Here is a 20,329-nt window from a genome sequence, read left to right on the forward strand (position 1 = left end):
CCTCAGCGCCGTCATTGCGATCGATCAAGCCGCTTGCGTTTGGAATCGGAATGGCAGCCCTTGGCGCAACATGGCCCCTGCGGCGGTCCCGGAGGTGCGGGGACCGGCACGCTCACCGCACCGCCATTGCAGGTCATGGCGACAAACTCACGCGCCTCGACCTGCAGCGGGCCGACCATCGCCGGGACCAGCGCCAGCGTGCCGAACAGGGCGATCAGGCGCCGCGTCATGGCGCATCCTCGTCGATCAGGATGCGGTTGGCGGCGCCGTCCATATCCTCGTACTGGCCCGAGCGCATCGTCCAGAAGAACGTGCCCAGCGCGCAGAGCCCCATCGCCAGCGACAGCGGGATCATGAAGCCGAGAATCGTCATTGCGCTTCCTTCCCTGCCGCGCGCGCCAGCCGCAGCGAATTGCCGACCACCAGCAGCGAACTGCCCGACATCGCCAGCGCCGCCACCAGCGGGGTGACGTGGCCGAGGATCGCCAGCGGCACCGCCAGCACGTTGTAGCCCACCGCCATCGCGAAGTTCTGGCGCACCACCCGCATCGTGGCCCGCGCGACCTTCACCGCCGTCGCCACCGGCATCAGCCGCTCGCCGACGAAGACGCCGTCGGCCGCCTGCTGCGACACGTCGCTCGCCCCGCCGGGCGCGAGGCTGACGTGGGCGCCCGCCAGCGCCGGGCCGTCATTGAGCCCGTCGCCCACCATCAGCACCTTGTGGCCAAGCGCCGCGCGGCGTTCGAGCAGCGCCAGCTTGTCCGCCGGGCGCATCGCCGCGGTGGCGAACAGGCCCAGTTTCCGCGCGACACCGCCGACCGCTTCCACCCTGTCGCCCGAGGCGATCGCGGCGATGAGGCCCTGCGCCTTCAGCGCCGCCAATGTCTCGGTCACGTCGGGGCGCAGGCTGTCGGCGAAGGTAATGCGGGTGCGGGTGCCATCGACGAGCAGGTCGACGGCGAGAGTGTCGGTCTCCACCTCCGGCCGCAGCAGCGCGACTTCGGCACCGTCGCAGCGCCCGATCATGCCGGAGCCGGTGGCCTCGCGCACCAGTTCGACGGCTGCGGGCTCCACACCTTCGCCGCGCAGCGCATGGGCGAGGCCACGGCTCAGCGGATGGCGGCTCGCCTGCGCCAGACCCAGCGCGATGGCGCGGCTGCGCGGGCCGAGCATGGCCAGCGTGACCGGGCGCGGTTCGCCCAGCGTCAGGGTGCCGGTCTTGTCGAGCAACACTTCGTCCGCCTCGGCCAGCCGCTCCAGCGCCGAGCCGTCCTTGATGAGCAGGCCCCGCCGCATCAGCGCCCCCGCCGCGACGACTTGCGCCGCCGGAACCGCAAGGCCGAGCGCGCAGGGGCAGGTGATGATGAGGACGGCGGTGGCGATCGTCAGCGCCTTGTAGACGCTCGCCCCTGCGATCAGCCAACTGCAGAAGCTGAGGAACGCGAGGGTGTGGACGGCGGGCGCATAGAGCCGCGCCGCGCGGTCCGCCACGCGCACGTAGCGCGAGCGGGACTGGCCCGCCTCGTCCATCAGCCGCGCGATGTCGGCGATGGCGGTGTCCTGCGCAGCGGCGGTGACGCGCACCCGCACCGGGTTGCCGAGGTTGATCGTGCCCGCGTGGACGAGGTCGCCAGTCACGGCGGGGCGCGGGGCGCTCTCGCCGGTGAGCATCGCGGTGTCGATGGTGGTGCGGCCTTCGACGACCTCGCCGTCGGCGGCGAGCGCTTCGCCTGCCGCCACCAGCATCGTCATGCCGGGGCGCAGCTTGTCGGCCTCGACGTAGCGGGCGGTGCCGTCCTCGCCGATCACTTGCGCGCCCCGCCCCATGCGGCCGAGCAGGGCGGCGATGCCGGAGCGGGCGCGGCCGCGCATCATCGCGTCGAGCGTGCGGCCCGCGAGCAGGAAGAACAGCAGCATCACCGCGCCGTCGAAGTAGGCGTGCTCGCCTCCGGCCAGCGTTTCGTAGAGGCTCATGCCCGTCGCCAGGATCACGCCGATGGAGATCGGCACGTCCATGTTGGTGCGCCGGTACTTCAGCGCCATCCACGCCGAGGCGAAGAACGGGCGGCCCGAATAGACCACCACCGGGATGCCGATCAGGGCGCTGATCCAGTGGAACATGCCGCGCGTCACCGCGTCGGTGCCCGACCAGACCGAGACCGAGAACAGCATGATGTTCATCATGCCGAAGCCCGCCACCGCCAGCGCGCGGATCAGGCGCTTCGTCTCCACATCGTCGCGGGCGAGCGGGTTGTCGGCGGCGCGTTCGGCCTCGAAGCCGAGTTTGCGCAGCTCCTCGATCAGCGTTTCGGCATCGAGCGTCTCGGCATGGCTGACGGCGACGCGCTTGGCGGAGAGGTTCACACGCGCCGAAGCCACGCCGGGGACGAGCCCGAGGCCGCGTTCGATCTTGCCGATGCAGCCGGCGCAGCGGATGCCGGGGACGGTGAAGCGGCTGTCGATGCTGGGCGCGGTATCGAGTGCGGTTTCGGCGGGGACCGACGGCGGGGGTGTGATCGCGTTCATGCGCCGATCTCCTGTTCGGTGCGCCATTGGCGGCCCTCGGTTTCGACATCGAAGCGCAGGGTCCAGCGGCCTGCGGGCAGCGGCCGGGTGCTGATCCAGTGCCCGCCCTCGCGGTGGAAGGTGAGTGCGGTGTCGGGGAGGCGGCCGAGGGGGTGGCGGGCCACGGCGGTGAGCTTGGTGTGGGCGGCGGGGGCTTCGACAAGCTCAGCCTGAGCGGGATTTATAGCAGCGCTATTACCTCCCACCCGCTCATCCTGAGCTTGTCGAAGGATGGATGGCGCGACCTTCAAATCCACTACCACCCTGCCCTCGGCCCCGCGCCGCGCTTCCAGCCGCCACCCGAGCGCCTTCTCCTTCGCCGCTTCATCCAGCCAGCGGTTGAAGTCCTGGCTGGCGACGTAGGAGTTCTCCACCACGATCCCGCCGAAGGTGGTGCTGGCGAGCGTCGCCATCGTCACGTTGACTGCCAGCACCACGCCGAACCCGGCGACGAGGATCGCAGTCATATGCTTTCCATTGAAAGGCTTGCGGGTTTGCACGGTCATGGGATCGCCTCCTGCGGCGTGTCGAAGGTCACTTCGGATAGGGCGGTCTCGCGCGCCTCGCCCTCGGCGGTGACGCGGAAGGCGAAGTCCTGCGCGGCGGTTGTCGCCAGACCTGGGGCAGGCGCGACGACGTAGACGCGCAGGGGCAGCGTGGCGTCGGCGGGGATCGTGCGGGTGAGGGTACGGGCGGCGTCGGCGCGGGCGCTGTCGTCGGTCCACATCACCGCGCCGGGGAGACCGACGATGGCGATCTCCATCCTGCGCGGGCGGCCCTCCATGTTGCGCAGGCGCAAGGTGTAGGCGCCCCGCACCGAGCCGTCGCTCAGGAGGATGTACGGCGGGTTGCGATCCTTGGCGACGGTCAGTCCGGTGTGGACGCGGGTGCCCAGCGCGAACAGCAGGGCAAGGCCGATGCCCGCCCAGACCGCGAGGTACGCCAGCGTGCGCGGGCGCCAGATCAGCTTCAGGTGGCGCGTCGGCGGCTGTCCCGCCTTCTCGCGCTCGGCATCGTCCAGCGTGGCGTAGTCGATCAACCCGCGCGGGCGGCCGATGTCTTGCATCACCCGGTCGCAGGCGTCGATGCACAGGGCGCAGGTGATGCAGCCGACTTGCGGGCCCTGGCGGATGTCGATGCCGGTGGGGCAGACGGCGACGCACTGGTTGCAGTCGATGCAGTCGCCGAACACGTCGGGCGCTTTCTGCGACTTCTTGAGGCTGGCGCGCGGTTCGCCGCGGAAGTCCTTGTAGGTGACGGTCAGCGATTTCTCATCGGTCATCGCGGTCTGGATGCGCGGCCAGGGGCACATGTAGATGCACACCTGTTCGCGCATGAAGCCGCCGAGCACGAAGGTGGTCGCGGTCAGCGTCGCCACGGTGGCGTAGGCGACGGGGTCGGCGGTGCCGCTCCAGAACGCGGTCCAGAGCGTAGGCGCGTCGGCGAAGTAGTAAATCCACGCGCCGCCAGTGGCGAGGCTGATGGCGAGGTAGATCGCCCACTTCACCAGCCGCCGGGCGATCTTGGCCGGTCCCCACGGGGCCTTGTAGAGCCGCATTCGCGCATTGCGGTCGCCGTCGATCAGGCGGTCGACGTGCTGGAACAGGTCGGTCCAGACGGTCTGCGGACAGGCATAGCCGCACCACGCCCGCCCCACCGCGCTGGTGACGAGGAACAGGCCGATGCCCGCCATGATGAGCAGGCCCGCCACGAAGTAGAACTCGTGCGGCCAGATCTCGATGCCGAACATGTAGAAGCGGCGGTGGGCGAGGTCGATCAGCACCGCCTGGGTTGGCGCATAAGGGCCGCGATCCCAGCGCAGCCACGGCGTGACCCAGTAGACCGCGAGGCACAGCGCCATGATCGCCCACTTGATGCGGCGGAACTTGCCGTCGATGCGGCGATTGAAGACGGGCTCTCGCTTTGCGTAGAGCGAGAGCTGGGTCATGTCGGGGGGCTTGTTCATGGTACTTGTCCCGCCTGGGAGTGCTTCCTTTTTCTCCGTCATCCCCGCGAAGGCGGGGACCCATCTCCTGAACTGGCATGTTGCACGGTCATCAGATGGGTTCCCGCCTTCGCGGGAATGACGGGTCAGGGGGTGGCGGCAGCTTCGGGCTCGGGCGCAGGCGTCTGTTCACCCCCGCCGAGCGAGTGGACGTAGGCCGCCAGCATCTTGATCGTCACCGGATCGAGACGGCCGGTCCATGCGGGCATCACCCCCATGTGCGGCTTGCTGACCTGCGCGACGACATCGTCCTTCGTGCCGCCGTCGAGCCAGATCGCATCGGTCAGGTTGGGCGCGCCGAACTGGCGGCTGCCCTTGCCTGCCGGGCCGTGGCAGACGGCGCAGTTGTCGGCGAAGAGCTTCGCGCCCTCGGCGTTGCCGCGCGCCTTGCCCGAAAGCGAGAGGACATGGCTTGCCACCGCGTCGATCTGCGCCGCCGTCAGCAGGCCATCGCTGCCGAAGTTCGGCATGATCGACTGCCGCGTGACGTCATCGCCGGGCTGGCGGATGCCGTGGAGCAACGTCGTCTCGATGGTTTTCAGATCGCCGCCCCAGAGCCAGTCGTCGTCGTTGAGGTTGGGGAAGCCCTTCGACCCCGCCGCGCCGGCGCCGTGGCACTGGACGCAGTTGATCCTGAACGCCGCCGCGCCGCCCGCCACCGCCGCGCGCATCAGTTCGGGGTGCTTCGGCAGCTCCTCGATTCTCATGTCCGCCAGCGCCGCCACGGTCTTCGCGCGGGTGGCGGCGGCGGCCTTCATGTCCTTGTCCAGCTCGCCCCGGCTGGTCCAGCCGAGCGTGCCTTGCGTCGCGCTCGAAAGCATCGGCCACGCCGGGTAGACCACGCTGTAGCCCAGCGCGAAGACGATGCAGGCGTAGAAGGTCCAGAGCCACCAGCGCGGCAGCGGGGTGTTGAGTTCCTCGATCCCGTCCCACTCGTGGCCGACGGTTTCCGTGTTCGTGGCTTCGTCGAGGCGTCCTTTTGGATGATGCTCAGCCATCGTTCTCGTCCTTGAAGATCATCGTCGCGGCGGCGTCGTTCTTCGCGCGGTGGCCGGGCCGGAAGGGCCAGGCGATCAGCACGACGAACACCACCAGCATCGCCAGCAGGCCCCAGCTGTCGGCCAGATGCCGCAGCATGTCGTACGTGGAATGGGTGCTGAGGGAGAAGGTCATCGCCCCTTCTCCTTGGCCAACTGCTCCTGCGCGGCGGCGGCGTTGACATCGACCATGGTGCCCAGCACCTGCAGATAGGCGACGAGCGCATCCATCTCGGTCACGCGGCTGGGGTCGCCGTCGAAGTCGCGGATCTGCGCCTTGGGGTAGCGCTTGAGCAGGTCGCCGGGATCGGCTTCCGGGGCGGCCTGCGCGTTGAGGTCGGCCAGCGCGCTGGTGATGTCGCGGTCGGTGTAGGGCACGCCCACGCGGCGCAGCGCCGTCAGGTTCGCGGCGGGGTCGGCGACTTGCAGGTCACGCTCGGCGAGGAAGCCGTACTTCGGCATCACCGATTCGGGCACGACGCCTTCGGGGTTCGTCAGGTGCTGGACGTGCCAGCTGTCCGAATACTTGCCGCCCACGCGCGCAAGGTCAGGCCCGGTGCGCTTGGAGCCCCACTGGAACGGATGGTCGTACATCGATTCCGCCGCGAGGCTGTAGTGGCCGTAGCGCTCCACCTCGTCGCGGAAGGGGCGGATCATCTGGCTGTGGCAGACGTAGCAGCCCTCGCGCACGTAGATGTCGCGGCCCGCCTGCTCCAGCGGGGTATAGGGGCGCACGCCCTGAACTTTCTCGATGGTGTTGTCGATCCAGAACAGCGGCGCGATCTCGACGATGCCGCCGATGGCGACGACGACCAGCGCGCAGATGCCCAGCAAGGTGATATTCTTTTCAAGCGTCTTGTGGCGTTCGACGATGGTGGTCATGGTTCTTGTCCCTGTTCGTCGTCAGTTCGCGAGGATCGGGCGGTCGGCGGCGGGATCGTAGGCGGCATCGCGCAGGGGCTTTTCCTCGCGCAGCTTGCCGAGGATCGTGGCCCAGACGTTGACCGTCATGATGACCCCGCCCGCGAGGTAGAGCGCGCCGCCGAAGGCGCGCAGCGCATACATCGGATGGAGCGCCGCCACGGAGTCTGCGAAGGAGTTCACGAGGTAGCCGTCGGCGCCATATTCGCGCCACATCAGGCCCTGGGTGATGCCCGCCACCCACATGCTGGCGGCGTAGAAAACGATCCCCAGCGTCGCGAGCCAGAAGTGCCAGTTCACCATGCGCAGCGAGTACAGGCGCTCACGGCCCCACAGGCGCGGCACGAGGTAGTAGATCGCGCCGAAGGTGATCATCCCGTTCCAGCCCAGCGCGCCGGAGTGGACGTGGCCGATGGTCCAGTCGGTGTAGTGCGAGAGCGAGTTGACGCTCTTGATGCTCATCACCGGGCCTTCGAAGGTGCTCATGCCGTAGAAGGCCAGCGCCATCACCATCATGCGGATGATCGGATCGGTGCGGACCTTGTCCCAGGCGCCGTTGAGCGTCATCAGCCCGTTGATCATGCCGCCCCAGCTCGGCATCCACAGCATGATCGAGAACACCATGCCCAGCGTCTGCGCCCAGTCGGGCAGCGCGGTGTAGTGCAGGTGATGCGGCCCCGCCCAGATGTAGAGGAAGATCAGCGACCAGAAGTGGATGATGGACAGGCGGTAGGAATAGACCGGCCGCTCGGCCTGCTTGGGCACGAAGTAGTACATCATCGCCAGGAAGCCGGCGGTCAGGAAGAAGCCCACCGCATTGTGGCCGTACCACCACTGCACCAGCGCGCCCTGCACGCCCGCGAACAGCGGGTAGCTCTTGGAACCCAGCAGGCTGACCGGCAGGTCAAGGTTGTTGACCACATGCAGCATCGCCACGGTGACGATGAAGGCGAGGTAGAACCAGTTGGCGACGTAGATGTGCGGTTCCGAGCGCCTCACGATCGTGCCGACGAAGACCGCGAGGTAGCAGACCCATACCACCGTCAGCCACCAGTCGACGTACCATTCGGGCTCTGCGTATTCCTTGCCCTCGCTGATGCCGAGGAGGTAGCCGGTGGCGGCCAGCACGATGAACAGCTGGTAGCCCCAGAACACGAAACGGGCGAGACCGGGGAAGGCCAGCCGCGCGCGGCAGGTGCGCTGGACGACGTAGAAGCTCGTCGCGATCAGGGCATTGCCGCCGAACGCGAAGATCACCGCCGACGTGTGCAGCGGGCGGACCCGGCCGAAGTTGAGGTAGGGCTCCAGATTGAGCCAGGGCCAGGTCAGCTGCGCGGCGATGAACACGCCCGCCAGGAACCCCGCCATGCCCCAGAACACCGTGGCGATCATGCCCCAGCGGATCGGGTCGTCGTCATAGCGCCCCTGATCGGGGAAGCGCAGCACGCCGCGCGCGATGCCGTCATAGTCGGCGCCGCGCAGGGTGAACCACAAGGCGGTCATCGCCGCGATGGCGACGATCCCCATGTGGATGGCGAAGCCCTGATCCACCGCCAGCGCGGAGGCCATCACGGCAAGGAAGAGCACGGCAAGCCACACGCCTGCCCGCGCCAGCACCGAAACCATAAGCTGTCTCTTTTCGAGATGAGTTGCTGATCAGGGTCCGCCTTGGGCGCAGGAGCCGGGAGTCGCATTGACGGGGATCAAAAACCCTCGTCGTCCCGGACCTGATCCGGGACCGCTGGCCGTGAACGGCCCGCCTCGCGGTGCGCGCAGCAGGGGCTTCGACAAGCTCAGCCTGAGCGGTGTTGAGAGGAGAGGTTATCAGTCCCGCTCAGGCTGAGCTTGTCGAAGCCCCCGCCGGGCAGCACGCGCCTAAAGACAGCCACCGGTCCCGGATCAGGTCCGGGACGACGGGGCGACAGCAAAATTCTCCCCGACTTGCGCCCGATCAATTCATCCCGGTTGCATGAAGCGCAAACCGCAAGGGCCGCTCAAGAGGGGGGACATGCATGGTGCAGCCCCGGCGGTCATTCGAAAGACAGCGATATGCGCAAGATCACCCTGCTCGCCGCCGCGCTTGCGGCCACTGCCTTCACCACGCCCGCGATGGCCGGAAGCCCGGACGGCAGGTTTCAGGTCAAGGTGCTCGCGACCGGGGTTCTGCCCGACGGCGGCATCGACAAGGTCAAGTCGATCGATTCGGGCCTTGCCGCCACGCTGACCGGCATGGGCGTCACCGACGTCGACGCCCGGGCGAACGACAACGTCGTGCCCACCCTCGCGGTCGAATACTTCTTCACCAAGGCCGTCTCGGTCGAGACGATCTGCTGCTTCACCCAGCATCACGTGGGCGGTGCGGCGGACCTTGCGGGCACGCGGCTGGTCGATCACGTGCTGATCCTGCCCGCGACCGTGACCGCCAAGTACCACCTCGACACCGGCACCCCGATCAAGCCTTATGTCGGCGCCGGCCCCGCGCTGTTCTTCGTGTTCGACGAAAAGCCCGGCGCCACCGCGCAGGCGCTCGGCGTGGACAAGGTGAAGATGTCCAATTCCTTCGGCGTCGCGCTGCAGGCGGGCGTGGACATCGCGCTCGGCCAGAGCGGCTACGGCGTGACGCTCGATGCCAAGAAGTACTTCATCAAGCCGACCGCCAGCTTCTATGCCGATGGGGCGAAGGTGCTGGAAACGAAGCACGACCTCGACCCGTGGGTGCTGAGCGCGGGCCTGTCGTACCGGTTCTAAGCGCGCTTGCCCTTGACAAATATAACCACATGGGTTATATGGCCCAGCATCCGGAGCGGCGAATGATCACGTCGCTCCGGTGTATCGGGTCGGCGTCGTGGGCCGGGATGCGGTTTCAACCGTGGCCATGCAACCCACGCGTCCGTTCGAAGACCCGGACTGTCCCTGCGCTACCGGAAACGCCGTCCATACGTTCCTGCGACACGTCGTTGGGCATGGGACGGCCATCCCGGATAGCCTTCGGCCGATAACGCTGCGAACCCTAACGATGGCCACATGGGACAAGTCCGATGGAATACAGGTCGAGCCGGGCTGCACCGTGAGTTACCCGGCCGCTCGCCAGAGCTTCACGGAAAACAAAACCCCGCGTCCCGGTGAGGACGCTCCCGACGCCGACCCGATGTTACCTTCGGATGCGTTGATTTCCCCGGCGTAATGGCCCGCACTCGCCAGCGGGTATTTTTGCGTGACCCCGCTGCACGAACGACATCGTCATCCCAGCGAAAGCTGGGACCGCTGGCCTGTTACGGCCAACTATCGTTCAAACGCCCTGCCGAGGGTTGGGCTTTGCGCGGCCAGCGGTCCCAGCCTTCGCCAGGATGACGGTGTTGGGTGACGATGTTCCCGCATCCTACCCATTCACACTTCGTGGAAGTTCAATGTCGCGTTCAGGATGAACACCAGCGTGCCCGAACACAGCGAGACGATCACCCGCGCGAGCAGATAATGCGCGTCGAACACCGTGGTCAGCAGCGCGAAACCGCCGAGGATCACCGCCAGCCCCACCAGCGCGTTGGTGAGGTAATAGACATAGCCGGTGAAGATCCCGCGATCGCTCTCCCGAAACACCCAGACCCGTGCAAGGCCGTAATTCAGCGAGTTGGCGAAGAGGAACCCCGCCGTCACCGCCACGAACTTGTCGATGCCAAGCTGCGAGACCATCAGCCAGATCAGCGCCATGTCGATCGCGAAGCACAGGCACGAGGCCACGGCATTGCGCACGAACAGCACGGCGGTGTGCCGACTGAACAGGCCGTAGTGCGGGTGAGCGCCAAGGGAGCCCGGCACGATGGGCGAATGAAACATGCCAGTGGCAACGCCGCCGCCTCGCCATGGTTTCCCGCGAGCCGGTAACAGGGACGAACCGTTACCCTGCCTCGGCGACCAGCGTGTCGAAATCAAGGATCGTCACTTCGCGGCGCGAGGGCAGGTCGATCACGCCCTCGTTCTTGAGCCGGGTGAACTGGCGGCTGACGGTCTCGATGGTCAGGCCCAGCACGTCGGCGATCTGCTGGCGCGAGAACGGCAGGGTCAGGATGCGCCGCCCCGGATGCTCGAAATCGATCCGGCAGCCGGCGCCGCCGAGCCGTTCGGTCATCTCGACGAGGAAGCTCGCCATCTTCTCCGCCGCCGACTTGCGGCCGAGCAGCAGCATCCAGCGGCGCGTGCGGTCCAGTTCGCCCAGCGTGCGTTCGAGCAGCTTGTGCTCCAGCGCCGGATGCTCGCGCGCGAAGGCGTCGAAGTCGCGGCGGGAGAACACGCAGACGCTGGCGTCGGTCAGCGCCGTGACACCGTGCCCGGTGGTGCCGCCGAAGGGGCGGCCGATGAAGTCGGAAGGATAGACCACGCCGACGATCTGCTCGCGCCCGTCCTCGGTGTTGGTGGAGAGCTTGAGCACGCCGTCGATGACATTGGCGACGAGGACCGAATCCTCGCCCTCCCAGATGATCGATTCCCCGGCGGTCAGCTTGCGCGTGCGCCCGATCGCATTGAGCGCATTGAGTTCGCCGGCGTCGAGCGCGGCACAGATCGCCCGGTTGCGGACGACGCAAAGATCACAGCTGGACATGGTTTCCGATCACCGGGGGCTTCTCGTGGGTTGTATAGCGTATTGGCGGCTCGCGGGAAACTGCAGGGGCTTCGACAGGCTCAGCCTGAGCGGGGTTGGAGGTTTACGCTACCTCCGCTCACCCTGAGCTTGTCGAAGGTGTCAAACCTGCCGCTTCTCGAGCTTGCGCGCCAGCGTGCGGCGGTGGAGGCCGAGGCGGCGCGCGGTTTCGGAGATGTTGAATTCGCACTCCACCAGCGTCTGGTGGATGTACTCCCACTCCAGCGTCTTGATCGAGGTCTTGCGGCCCTCCACCGGCACGCTGGCATCGCCGCGCAGCGACGCGAAGGCCGCCTCGATGTCGTCGGTGTTGGAGGGTTTGGCGAGATAGTGCGAGGCGCCCAGTTTGATCGCCTCGACGGCGGTGGCGATGCTGGCGTAGCCGGTCAGCACGACGATGCGCGTCTGCGGCGCATGGGCATGAAGCGCCTCGACCACGGTGAGGCCGGAACCCGCGCCGAGTTTCAGGTCCACCACCGCGAACTCGAAGCTGTCCGCCAGGAACAGCGCCTCGGCCTCTTCGGGGCTTGCAGCGGAGGCGACGCGGTAGCCGCGTCGTTCGAAAGAGCGGCGCAGGGTTCGCGCGAAAGTGGGGTCGTCCTCGACGATGAGCAGGCTGGCGCCCGTCGCGCCGATGGCGGAGGGAGTGTCGGTCATTGCTTCTCCTGCCGTTGTTCTTGTTCTTCGAGCGCCAGTGTAGCGAGGGGGATCGCCAGTTGCACGCTCGCACCGCCGGTTTCACGGTTCTCCACCGAGACCGCGCCGCCCAGCTTGCGGATCACGTTGACGACGAGGAACAGGCCGAGCCCGCCCCCGTCGCGCCCCTTGGTCGAGATATAGGGCTGGCCGATGCGGCGCAGCACTTCGGGCGCGAAGCCGGGGCCGCGGTCGCTTACGGTCAGCATGACCTGCCGTCCCGGACTCTGGGCAGCGCCCTCCCCTTCCAGCCAGACCTCGATCAGGACGAGGTCGGGCGAGACCTCGATGGCGTTGTCGATGACGTTGCCAACGATCTGGCGCAGGCCCGGATCGGCGATGATCTCGACGTCACCCGCCATGCGGTCGATCACGCGCAGTTCGCCGGGGATGCGGGTGCGCCATTCCTCGGCGAGATCGTCGATGAAGCCGCGCACGGTGGTCACCGCCGGATCGACGCCGCGCACTTCACCCGCCGACATCAGGATGCCCGACACGATCGTCTTGCAGCGCTCCAGCTCGCGGCGCACGTCAGCAAGATCGGCGGCCATGTCGGGGTCGTCCCTGATCGTCGGCTCGTGGCTCCAGTCGCCCAGGATCACCGAGATCGACGAGAGCGGGGTGCCCAGTTCATGCGCCGCGCCCGAGGCGAGCAGGCCCATGCGGATGATGTGGTCCTCCTCCGCAGCCTGCTGGTAGTAGTCGGCGAGGCGCGCATCGCTTTCGCGCCGGTTGCGGTCGAGCCGCACGACGAAGACGATCAGCAGCACGGCGGCGAGCACGAAGCAGAACAGGCTGCCGTAGATGTAGAGGTGGAAGTGATCGCCCGCCAAGCGATCGGGCAGCTGCAGCGGCTCGTAGAAGAAGGTCAACAGCGCCATGCACAGGCAGGCGTTGAGCGCGACCAGCCAACTCCAGCGCGCCTCCAGGATGATCGCGCCGATGACGATCTGGAGGAGGAACAGGAAGGTGAACGGGTTTGTCGCCCCGCCCGAGTAATAAAGCTGCCAGCACAGCGCGACGACGTCGATCATCAGCGCCGAGAACATCTCGCGCTGGGTGAACGATTCGCGCTGCAGCACGACGCGCGCGACGGTCAGGTTGATGACGATCAACAGCAGCGGCGCCAGCAGCAGCGGCGCCAGCGGCAGGCGGACCTTGAGCACGGCAGAGACCACGACGATGGTGGCCAGCTGCCCGAACACCGCCGTCCAGCGCAGCTGGGTGAGCAGGACGACGCTGGAGCGGCTCGGCGTACTGCCCGGCACCTCCGGCGGCGCGAAGAGCGCCGCCAGGCGCTCGATCACGCCCGGCGCCATGTATAGGCGAGCGCGACCAGCGACAGCGCCGCCATCGCGAACCAGGTCAAGGCATAGCTGAGATGGCTGTCGGGGAACGTGATCTGGGTGAGGCCGGGTACGGGCTTGAGGGCGGGCGCGGTAGTCGCCTGCTCCGTCTGGACATCGACGAAGGCAGGGGAGACGGCGCCCAGCTTGCGCGCTTGCGCCAGCGCGGCGGTATCGCGCGAGTACCAGCGATCGTCCTGCGGGGCGTTGGATTGCAGGATACTGCCCTTGGGCTCGGGCAGGCGCAGCAGGCCGACGATCGACACCTTACCCGCAGGCGCCGAGGCTCCGGCGTCGGCGCGGGTGGTCCCGGCGGGCACGAAGCCGCGGTTGATCCACAGGAGCCTGCCGTCTTCGAGGCGCAGCGGCGTCATCGTCCAGTAGCCCGTTCCGCGTTCCGTGGCGGCCCGCACCAGCGCGGTCGCAGGCCCGTCATAGACGCCCGAGACGCGGACGCGAAGATATTCGAGATCGGGGCCGAGGCTGCCGTCCTGCGGCAGCGCCTGTGGAGCGGCATGGACGCGCGCATCGACGCGGGCGATCAGCGCGTGCTTCCAGTGCATCCGCTGGATCTGCCAGATGCCCAGGCCCACGAACATCGCGAAGGCCACTAGCAGAAGCGCGGCAAGCCCGATGGGCCGCCGCGCTCCTTTTGCCGCCGTTGTGCGGTCCTCGGTCAGGGCAGCTGGCCCATGTCGTGGACGCTCATCGGCATCATGTTGGTGTTGAGGTGGAACATGACCCACAGCGAACCGGACAGCGTGATGATGACCAGAACGATCGTGAAGATCAGCGCCATGACCGTCCAGCCGTTCTCCGACTTGGTGTTCATGTGCAGGAAGTAGATCATGTGGACCACGATCTGCACCACGGCGAAGGCCATGATGACCAGCGCGGTGGTCTGCTTGTCGGGGATCGCGCCCGTCATCACCAGCCAGAACGGGATCGCGGTGAGCACGACCGACAGCAGGAAGCCGACGACGTACTCGCGCATCGAGCCATGGCTCGCGCCGTGCTCGTCGTGGTGATCGTGCGCGGCGGGGTTGGGGTGGGCGTGTTCGTTCGCCATCACAGCATTCCCATCAGGTAGACGAAGGTGAAGACGCCGATCCAGATGACGTCGAGGAAGTGCCAGAACAGCGACAGGCACATGAGGCGGCGCTTGTTGGCCGGGATCAGGCCCTTCTTGCCGACCTGCACCACCAGCGTGAACAGCCAGATCAGGCCGAAGGTGACGTGCAGACCGTGGGTGCCCACCAGCGAGAAGAACGCGGTGAGGAAGCCCGAGCGCATCGGCGTCGCACCCTCGTGGATGAGGTTGCTGAACTCGTAGAGTTCGATGCCGAGGAAGCATGCGCCGAACACGGCGGTGACCAGCAGCCAGGCTTGCGTCGCGCCCTTGTTGTTCTTCTCCATGGCCAGCATGGCGAAGCCGTAAGTGATCGACGAGAACAGCAGCATGGCGGTGTTGAGCGCCACCAGCGGCAGCTCGAACAGGTCCTTCGGCCCCGGCCCGGCGGCCAGGCTGCCGCCCAGCACGCCGTATGCCGCGAAGAGCATGGCGAAGATGAGACAGTCGCTCATCAGGTAGACCCAGAAGCCCAGCATGGTGCTGCCGCCTTCGGGGTGGTCATGCTCGTTCAGGTCGTAGAACGCGGCCTGAAGCTGCGCCTGATCGAGGGTGTGCGTTGGAGCGGTGTTGGCGGTCATGTCTCAGGCTCCCGCGGCGGCGAGCTGGCGGGTGCGTTCCGCCTCGGTCGCTTCGACCGTCTCGACGGGGATGTGGTAGTCCCGCTTGTAGTTGAACGTATGGAAGATCGCGTAGCCGATGATCCCGGCGAACGAGACCGCCGCGAGCCACCAGATGTACCAGATCATCGCGAAGCCGAGCGACGTCGACAGACCCGCCAGGATCAGGCCGGTCCCCGTGCCGCTGGGCATGTGGATCGGACGGAAGCCGGAAGTCGGACGCTGGACGCCGCAGCGCTTCATGTCGTCCCAGGCGTCGAGGTCGTGGACCAGCGGGGTGAAGGCGAAGTTGTACTCCGGCGGCGGCGACGAGGTCGACCACTCCAGCGTACGACCGTTCCACGGATCGCCCGTCTCGTCCTTCAGTTCCTCGCGCTTCCAGATGGAGACGGCGAACTGGACCAGCATGGCGCCGATGCCACCGGCGATCATCACGGCGCCGAAGGCGGCGATGACGAACCAGATCTGGATCGACGGATCGTCGAACACGCGCATGCGGCGGGTCACGCCCATCAGGCCGAGGATATAGAGCGGCATGAAGGCGAACCAGAAGCCCGGAACCCACAGCCAGAAGCTGACCTTGCCCCAGAACTGGTTGAGCTTGAAGCCGAAGGCCTTGGGCCACCAGAAGTTGATCGCCGCGAAGATGCCGAACAGCACGCCGCCGATGATCACGTTATGGAAGTGCGCGATCAGGAACAGCGAGTTGTGCAGCACGAAGTCCGCAGGCGGCACCGCGAGCAGCACGCCGGTCATGCCGCCGACCGTGAAGGTCAGCATGAACGCGACGGTCCACATCATCGGCAGCTCGTAGCGGATGCGGCCGCGATACATCGTGAACAGCCAGTTGAACAGCTTCGCGCCGGTCGGGATCGAGATCACCATGGTGGTGATGCCGAAGAACGAGTTGACGCTCGCGCCCGAACCCATCGTGAAGAAGTGGTGCAGCCACACGAGGTACGACAGGATGGTGATGACCAGCGTGGCGTAGACCATCGACGAGTAGCCGAACAGGCGCTTGCCCGAGAAGGTCGAGACGACTTCCGAGAACACGCCGAACAGCGGCAGGATGAGGATGTAGACCTCGGGGTGGCCCCAGATCCAGATCAGGTTCACGTACATCATCGGCGAGCCGCCGAAGTCGTTCGAGAAGAAGTTGAAGCCGAGGTAGCGGTCGACGGTCAGCATCGTCATCACCGCCGTCAGCACCGGGAAGGCGGCGACGATCAGGATGTTGGTGCACAGCGAGGTCCAGGTGAACACCGGCATGCGCATCATGGTCATGCCGGGCGCGCGCATCTTGACGATGGTGCACACCAGGTTGACGCCCGAAAGCAGCGTACCGACACCCGCGATCTGCAGGGACCAGATGTAGTAGTCGACGCCGACCCACGGGCTGTACGCCAGGTTCGACAGCGGCGGATAGGCCAGCCAGCCGGTCTGCGCGAACTCGCCCACGAACAGCGACATCATGGTGAGCACCGCACCGGCGGTGGTCATCCAGAAGCTGAAGTTGTTCAGGAACGGGAAGCTGACGTCGCGCGCACCGATCTGCAGCGGCACGATGTAGTTCATGAGGCCCGTGACGAAAGGCATCGCCACGAAGAAGATCATGATGACACCGTGCGCGGTGAAGACCTGGTCGTAGTGGTGGGCGTTGAGGTAACCGTCGTTGCCGTTGAACGCCATCGCCTGCTGGGCGCGCATCATGATCGCGTCGGCGAAGCCGCGCAGGAACATGACCAGACCCAGGATCATGTACATGATGCCGATCTTCTTGTGATCGACGCTGGTGAACCACTCCTTCCAGAGATAGCCCCAGAGCTTGAAGTAGGTCAGGCCCGCGACGAGCGCGGCGCCGCCGAGCATCACGACCACGAAGGTCGCGAGCACGATCGGCTCCTGCGGGATGGCATCCAGCCACAGGCGCCCGAGTAGCGGACTCCAGTGGTTATGGGCTTCGGCTTCGATGGCCATGAGTGTCAGTTCCGCGAATTCAGGGAAATGTGAGCGGGCTTGGCGGGCAATGCAGGCGCATCCTCACCGCCGAAGCCGATCGACTGCGGCGCGGGGATCCCGGCGCCGTTCAGCGAGCGAAGGTCGGAAGGCGCCTTGACGGAACCGTCGCGCACCTGGCCGGGCATCTGCTCGCACAGCGCACGGACCCAGGCCAGCTCGCGCTTGACCGCGTCGCTGGGGTTCGCGCTCTCGGCAACCGCGCTGTCGCGGCCGTCCTTGTCGTACGACAGCATCTGCACGTTGCGGATGCCCGCCTTGCCCATACCGCCGCGCGCATCGAGAGCCATCATCTCGCTCATGCACATCTTGCCCGGCTGGACGCACATGTTGACGACGGCGTCATAGAGCTTGGGATCGACGTTGGCGAAGCGGATCGCCGGAACCTTCTGCGTCGGCTTCTCGAGTTCGAGGTAGGCCGCACGGTCGAGGGTGCCGCCCATCTGCTTGGCGGGAACGCCGGTGAACGCTTCGGCGGCGATCACGTCGCCCGCAGGCTGCGGCTTGGTGCCCGTGGTCTTCACATCACCGACCCACTTGGCGAAGTCCGCGTCCGAAACCGAACGCATCTTGAAGCGCATGTGGGTGAAGCCCGCGCCCGAGTAGTTGGCCGAGAAGCCGACCGACTCGACGTTCGAGTTCATCACCGCGTGCAGGCGCGTTTCCATGCCCGGCATCGCGTAGATCTGGCCCGCCATCGCCGGAACGTAGAACGAGTTCATGACGTTCGCGGAGGTGATCTTGAAGTTCAGCGGGCGGCCGCTCGGCACGACCAGTTCGTTGACCGTGGCAACGCCCTGCTCGGGGTAGATGAACAGCCACTTCCAGTCGAGCGCGACGACTTCCACCTCGAGAGGCTTCGCATCCTGCGAAACCTGGGTCTGGGCGTCGATGCGGCCGATGGTGCGGTAGGGATCGAGAAGGTGGGTGCTGGTCCAGGTCACGGCGCCAAGGCAGATGATGATGAGCAGCGGCGCGGCCCAGATCATCAGTTCGAGCTGGGTCGAGTGATCCCAGTCCGGCTCGTACTTCGCGTCCTTGTTATTGGCGCGGTAGCGCCACGCGAAGATCACCACCGCCAGCATCACCGGCACGACGATGAGCAGCATCAGCAGCGTCGCGACGACCACGAGGTCGCCCTGCTGCTGTGCAACATCGCCCGACGGCTTGAGCACGAGGGTGTTGCACGCCGACAGCGCAGCGGTCAGCCCGAGGGCGCCCACGACGCGCATCGCGCGGTTACGGAACGGGCCGAAACGACGGCCGGGCGGGTTCAGACGTGACTCGGGCGGTTGCATGGCGCGTCGCCTAGGCCCGTGCTGCGGATGCGAACATAGGACATTTTGTCCAATCCCCTTACGGCGTTTCAGATACAATAGGGCGGCCAATTGTGAAGCCGCGCGTCCGTCGCGCCGGTGCGATTCGCGGACGGGCGGGACTCTCGCTTATTCCCGTGTTATACCAGACGAAGGCCGAGATACGCCAGATGAGCACAACCACGACCCCGACCCGCGAGGAACTCGGCCTGCCGACGTTCAAGCCGCACCACGCGATTTCGCCCGGCGAGATCGCGATCGGCGTGATCATCGGCCGTACCTCGGAATTCTTCGACTTCTTCGTCTACGCCATCGCCTCGGTGCTGGTGTTCCCGAAGCTGTTCTTTCCCTTCGTCGATCCGCTGACCGGCACGCTCTACAGCTTCGCGATCTTCGCGCTGGCCTTCATCGCGCGCCCGTTCGGTTCGCTGTTCTTCATGGCGCTCGACCGTGCCTACGGCCGCGGCGTCAAGCTGACGATCGCGCTGTTCGGTCTCGGCGGCTCCACTGCCGCGATCGCCTTCCTGCCGACCTATGAGACCATGGGCGCCACCGCAATCTGGCTGCTGGCGATCTTCCGCATCGCGCAGGGCTTCGCACTCGGCGGCACGTGGGACGGCCTGGCTTCGCTGCTCGCGCTCAACGCCCCGGAAAACCGCCGTGGCTGGTGGGCGATGGTGCCGCAGCTCGGTGCGCCGTTCGGCCTCATCGTCGCCAGCGCGCTGTTCGCCTACATGATCGCCGTGCTGCCCGCCGCCGACTTCCTGGAGTGGGGCTGGCGCTATCCGTTCTTCGTGGCGCTCGCGATCAACGTCGTGGCGCTCTTCGCGCGCCTGCGCATCGTCGTCACCGAGGAATTCCAGACCCTGTTCGAAAGCCGCGACTTGCAGCCCGTCAGCGTCATGGGCACCGTCAGCAAGGAAGGCCGCACCGTCCTGATCGGCGCCTTCGCCCCACTCGCCAGCTTCGCGATGTTCCACATGGTCACCGTGTTCCCGCTCTCGTGGGTGTTCCTCTTCACCAAGGAAGCGCCGACCCGCTTCCTGCTGATCGAAGTGCTGGCCGCCGTCTTCGGCCTCGTCGCCGTGCTGTTCTCGGGCCGCCTCGCCGACCGTTACGGCCGCCGCACCCTGCTCGGCACTTGCGCTGTCGGCATCGCGGTGTTCAGCGGCTTCGCGCCGCAGCTGCTCGACGGAGGCACGGCCGGCGAGCTGGTGTTCATGATCGGCGGCTTCATCCTGCTGGGCCTGTCATTCGGCCAGTCCTCGGGCGTCGTCGCCTCGGCTTTCCCGACCGACCACCGCTACACCGGCTCGGCGCTCACCAGCGACCTTGCCTGGCTGTTCGGCGCCGGCTTCGCCCCGCTGGCGGCGCTGCTGCTCTCCACCCACTTCGGCCTAATCGCCTCGGGCGGCTACCTGCTCTCGGGCGCACTGGCGACCCTGCTGGCCCTGTGGCTGAACAAGGAACTCGCAAGCCGCTGAGGCCGGCGATACCTCAACCCTCAGACAAAAGGGGCCGCAACCATGAAGGTTGCGGCCCCTTTTTCATGTCAGGTCGGGATGGCAGTCAGTCCCTCGGGTGAAATCCCTGCATATCAAGGATCACGCGGTTCAGGGCCTCTCCGATGTCAGCCCGGAATAGTTGCGCCGTCTGCCCTGCATAGGCATCCATGGTTCCCTCCGCCCGTGCGGACTACCACCCGGCGTGGAATGCGACGAAAAGGATCTTCACTCTTCTGCCAGGGCCGCCCATGTCCCGGGATCGGCGTTCTGGCCACCCTGTCCCAGCAGCCTTCCGATCTGAGAGCGCGCGGCCTGCACCTGGCTGGCCGAAGGGTCGCGGGCACGGTTGGCCACCAGGTCGCCTAGCACGAGACAGGCGGTCATGACGTCGCCAGCATCGTCTGACCGCAACCGGAAGCCTCGCGTCAGTCCTGCATAGATGGCGGGATATCGTTCTGCAGCAGTTGTGGCTCGGCCAGCGCCGCAGCCTTCGGGTCCCAGGCTTTCAGACGCCCCAGAAAGTTTGCCTGCGCCTGC

21 protein-coding genes are annotated in these 20,329 nt (G+C 66.6%); 2 read left to right on the forward strand and 19 right to left on the reverse strand.

The window, feature by feature from the left end:
- Window positions 1-11 precede the first annotated feature (11 nt).
- The 9 genes from PKE80_RS17775 to ccoN form a co-directional block, all read right to left on the reverse strand.
- Entirely contained in the window at window positions 12-230 is a 219-nt protein-coding gene (locus tag PKE80_RS17775; protein ID WP_271183628.1) for a hypothetical protein, read from the reverse strand.
- Entirely contained in the window at window positions 227-373 is a 147-nt protein-coding gene (ccoS, locus tag PKE80_RS17780) for a cbb3-type cytochrome oxidase assembly protein CcoS (RefSeq protein WP_008832429.1), read from the reverse strand. The genes PKE80_RS17775 and ccoS overlap by 4 nt, the downstream gene beginning before the upstream one ends.
- The gene (locus PKE80_RS17785) at window positions 370-2,526 is read right to left on the reverse strand and encodes a heavy metal translocating P-type ATPase (protein WP_271183629.1); all 2,157 of its coding nucleotides are present in this window, start codon (window positions 2,524-2,526) and stop codon (window positions 370-372) included. Before PKE80_RS17785 ends, ccoS begins: the two co-directional genes overlap by 4 nt.
- The gene (locus PKE80_RS17790; RefSeq protein ID WP_271183630.1) at window positions 2,523-3,071 is read right to left on the reverse strand and encodes a FixH family protein; all 549 of its coding nucleotides are present in this window, start codon (window positions 3,069-3,071) and stop codon (window positions 2,523-2,525) included. The genes PKE80_RS17785 and PKE80_RS17790 overlap by 4 nt, the downstream gene beginning before the upstream one ends.
- Window positions 3,068-4,531: a cytochrome c oxidase accessory protein CcoG gene (gene ccoG, locus PKE80_RS17795; RefSeq protein WP_271183631.1), complete on the reverse strand. Its 1,464-nt coding sequence runs from the start codon at window positions 4,529-4,531 to the stop codon at window positions 3,068-3,070. Before ccoG ends, PKE80_RS17790 begins: the two co-directional genes overlap by 4 nt.
- A gap of 125 nt (window positions 4,532-4,656) precedes the next feature.
- Window positions 4,657-5,568 (reverse strand): cytochrome-c oxidase, cbb3-type subunit III, encoded by a 912-nt coding sequence (gene ccoP, locus PKE80_RS17800; RefSeq protein WP_271183632.1) that lies wholly within the window; start codon window positions 5,566-5,568, stop codon window positions 4,657-4,659.
- Entirely contained in the window at window positions 5,561-5,743 is a 183-nt protein-coding gene (locus PKE80_RS17805; RefSeq protein WP_008828422.1) for a cbb3-type cytochrome c oxidase subunit 3, read from the reverse strand. Before PKE80_RS17805 ends, ccoP begins: the two co-directional genes overlap by 8 nt.
- Window positions 5,740-6,489 (reverse strand): cytochrome-c oxidase, cbb3-type subunit II, encoded by a 750-nt coding sequence (ccoO, locus tag PKE80_RS17810; RefSeq protein ID WP_271183633.1) that lies wholly within the window; start codon window positions 6,487-6,489, stop codon window positions 5,740-5,742. The genes PKE80_RS17805 and ccoO overlap by 4 nt, the downstream gene beginning before the upstream one ends.
- A 21-nt stretch (window positions 6,490-6,510) precedes the next feature.
- A complete protein-coding gene (ccoN, locus tag PKE80_RS17815) occupies window positions 6,511-8,154 on the reverse strand; it encodes a cytochrome-c oxidase, cbb3-type subunit I (RefSeq protein WP_271183634.1) in 1,644 nt (547 codons plus the stop codon).
- Window positions 8,155-8,577: 423 nt separating this feature from the next.
- Between ccoN and PKE80_RS17820 the strand changes: the two genes are divergently transcribed.
- The gene (locus PKE80_RS17820) at window positions 8,578-9,276 is read left to right on the forward strand and encodes an OmpW/AlkL family protein (RefSeq protein WP_271183635.1); all 699 of its coding nucleotides are present in this window, start codon (window positions 8,578-8,580) and stop codon (window positions 9,274-9,276) included.
- A 639-nt stretch (window positions 9,277-9,915) separates the two neighbouring features.
- Here the strand turns inward: PKE80_RS17820 and PKE80_RS17825 are convergent.
- From PKE80_RS17825 to cyoA, 9 genes are all read right to left on the reverse strand, one after another.
- Complete coding sequence (locus tag PKE80_RS17825; RefSeq protein ID WP_271183636.1) at window positions 9,916-10,362, reverse strand: GtrA family protein; 447 nt, start codon at window positions 10,360-10,362, stop codon at window positions 9,916-9,918.
- Window positions 10,363-10,423: 61 nt separating this feature from the next.
- Window positions 10,424-11,125 (reverse strand): Crp/Fnr family transcriptional regulator, encoded by a 702-nt coding sequence (locus PKE80_RS17830; protein ID WP_008831369.1) that lies wholly within the window; start codon window positions 11,123-11,125, stop codon window positions 10,424-10,426.
- A gap of 141 nt (window positions 11,126-11,266) precedes the next feature.
- A complete protein-coding gene (locus PKE80_RS17835; RefSeq protein WP_069708543.1) occupies window positions 11,267-11,821 on the reverse strand; it encodes a response regulator transcription factor in 555 nt (184 codons plus the stop codon).
- Complete coding sequence (locus PKE80_RS17840; RefSeq protein WP_370425348.1) at window positions 11,818-13,179, reverse strand: ATP-binding protein; 1,362 nt, start codon at window positions 13,177-13,179, stop codon at window positions 11,818-11,820. Before PKE80_RS17840 ends, PKE80_RS17835 begins: the two co-directional genes overlap by 4 nt.
- Window positions 13,164-13,817, reverse strand: coding sequence for an SURF1 family protein (locus PKE80_RS17845; protein ID WP_271183638.1), 654 nt, complete (start codon window positions 13,815-13,817; stop codon window positions 13,164-13,166). The genes PKE80_RS17840 and PKE80_RS17845 overlap by 16 nt, the downstream gene beginning before the upstream one ends.
- A gap of 65 nt (window positions 13,818-13,882) precedes the next feature.
- Entirely contained in the window at window positions 13,883-14,275 is a 393-nt protein-coding gene (gene cyoD, locus PKE80_RS17850) for a cytochrome o ubiquinol oxidase subunit IV (protein ID WP_008831373.1), read from the reverse strand.
- Complete coding sequence (cyoC, locus tag PKE80_RS17855) at window positions 14,275-14,916, reverse strand: cytochrome o ubiquinol oxidase subunit III (RefSeq protein WP_271183639.1); 642 nt, start codon at window positions 14,914-14,916, stop codon at window positions 14,275-14,277. The genes cyoD and cyoC overlap by 1 nt, the downstream gene beginning before the upstream one ends.
- Before the next feature lie 3 nt (window positions 14,917-14,919).
- Window positions 14,920-16,932: a cytochrome o ubiquinol oxidase subunit I gene (gene cyoB, locus PKE80_RS17860; protein ID WP_271183640.1), complete on the reverse strand. Its 2,013-nt coding sequence runs from the start codon at window positions 16,930-16,932 to the stop codon at window positions 14,920-14,922.
- Between the two features lie 5 nt (window positions 16,933-16,937).
- Window positions 16,938-18,269, reverse strand: coding sequence for a ubiquinol oxidase subunit II (cyoA, locus tag PKE80_RS17865; RefSeq protein ID WP_271183641.1), 1,332 nt, complete (start codon window positions 18,267-18,269; stop codon window positions 16,938-16,940).
- Window positions 18,270-18,457: 188 nt separating this feature from the next.
- On the opposite strand from cyoA, the gene PKE80_RS17870 reads away from it, so the two are divergent.
- The gene (locus PKE80_RS17870; protein WP_069708547.1) at window positions 18,458-19,771 is read left to right on the forward strand and encodes an MFS transporter; all 1,314 of its coding nucleotides are present in this window, start codon (window positions 18,458-18,460) and stop codon (window positions 19,769-19,771) included.
- Between the two features lie 246 nt (window positions 19,772-20,017).
- On the opposite strand, the gene PKE80_RS17875 is transcribed toward PKE80_RS17870, so the two are convergent.
- Window positions 20,018-20,161: a hypothetical protein gene (locus PKE80_RS17875; protein ID WP_271183642.1), complete on the reverse strand. Its 144-nt coding sequence runs from the start codon at window positions 20,159-20,161 to the stop codon at window positions 20,018-20,020.
- Window positions 20,162-20,329: the final 168 nt, after the last annotated feature.

Source organism: Novosphingobium resinovorum (assembly GCF_027922145.1).
GTDB classification, from domain to species: domain Bacteria; phylum Pseudomonadota; class Alphaproteobacteria; order Sphingomonadales; family Sphingomonadaceae; genus Novosphingobium; species Novosphingobium resinovorum.

Excerpts from the sequence above, each read along its gene's own strand:
- PKE80_RS17820 (WP_271183635.1), top strand. The coding sequence starts at position 8,578 with ATGCGCAAGATCACCCTGCTCGCCGCCGCGCTTGCGGCCACTGCCTTC.
- ccoG (WP_271183631.1), bottom strand. The coding sequence starts at position 4,531 with ATGAACAAGCCCCCCGACATGACCCAGCTCTCGCTCTACGCAAAGCGA.
- ccoN (WP_271183634.1), bottom strand. The coding sequence starts at position 8,154 with ATGGTTTCGGTGCTGGCGCGGGCAGGCGTGTGGCTTGCCGTGCTCTTC.
- ccoS (WP_008832429.1), bottom strand. The coding sequence starts at position 373 with ATGACGATTCTCGGCTTCATGATCCCGCTGTCGCTGGCGATGGGGCTC.
- PKE80_RS17825 (WP_271183636.1), bottom strand. The coding sequence starts at position 10,362 with ATGTTTCATTCGCCCATCGTGCCGGGCTCCCTTGGCGCTCACCCGCAC.
- PKE80_RS17805 (WP_008828422.1), bottom strand. The coding sequence starts at position 5,743 with ATGACCTTCTCCCTCAGCACCCATTCCACGTACGACATGCTGCGGCAT.
- PKE80_RS17790 (WP_271183630.1), bottom strand. The coding sequence starts at position 3,071 with ATGACCGTGCAAACCCGCAAGCCTTTCAATGGAAAGCATATGACTGCG.
- ccoO (WP_271183633.1), bottom strand. The coding sequence starts at position 6,489 with ATGACCACCATCGTCGAACGCCACAAGACGCTTGAAAAGAATATCACC.
- PKE80_RS17835 (WP_069708543.1), bottom strand. The coding sequence starts at position 11,821 with ATGACCGACACTCCCTCCGCCATCGGCGCGACGGGCGCCAGCCTGCTC.
- cyoB (WP_271183640.1), bottom strand. The coding sequence starts at position 16,932 with ATGGCCATCGAAGCCGAAGCCCATAACCACTGGAGTCCGCTACTCGGG.
- PKE80_RS17775 (WP_271183628.1), bottom strand. The coding sequence starts at position 230 with ATGACGCGGCGCCTGATCGCCCTGTTCGGCACGCTGGCGCTGGTCCCG.
- cyoD (WP_008831373.1), bottom strand. The coding sequence starts at position 14,275 with ATGGCGAACGAACACGCCCACCCCAACCCCGCCGCGCACGATCACCAC.
- ccoP (WP_271183632.1), bottom strand. The coding sequence starts at position 5,568 with ATGGCTGAGCATCATCCAAAAGGACGCCTCGACGAAGCCACGAACACG.
- cyoA (WP_271183641.1), bottom strand. The coding sequence starts at position 18,269 with ATGCAACCGCCCGAGTCACGTCTGAACCCGCCCGGCCGTCGTTTCGGC.
- PKE80_RS17870 (WP_069708547.1), top strand. The coding sequence starts at position 18,458 with ATGAGCACAACCACGACCCCGACCCGCGAGGAACTCGGCCTGCCGACG.
- PKE80_RS17840 (WP_370425348.1), bottom strand. The coding sequence starts at position 13,179 with ATGGCGCCGGGCGTGATCGAGCGCCTGGCGGCGCTCTTCGCGCCGCCG.
- PKE80_RS17830 (WP_008831369.1), bottom strand. The coding sequence starts at position 11,125 with ATGTCCAGCTGTGATCTTTGCGTCGTCCGCAACCGGGCGATCTGTGCC.
- PKE80_RS17785 (WP_271183629.1), bottom strand. The coding sequence starts at position 2,526 with ATGAACGCGATCACACCCCCGCCGTCGGTCCCCGCCGAAACCGCACTC.
- cyoC (WP_271183639.1), bottom strand. The coding sequence starts at position 14,916 with ATGACCGCCAACACCGCTCCAACGCACACCCTCGATCAGGCGCAGCTT.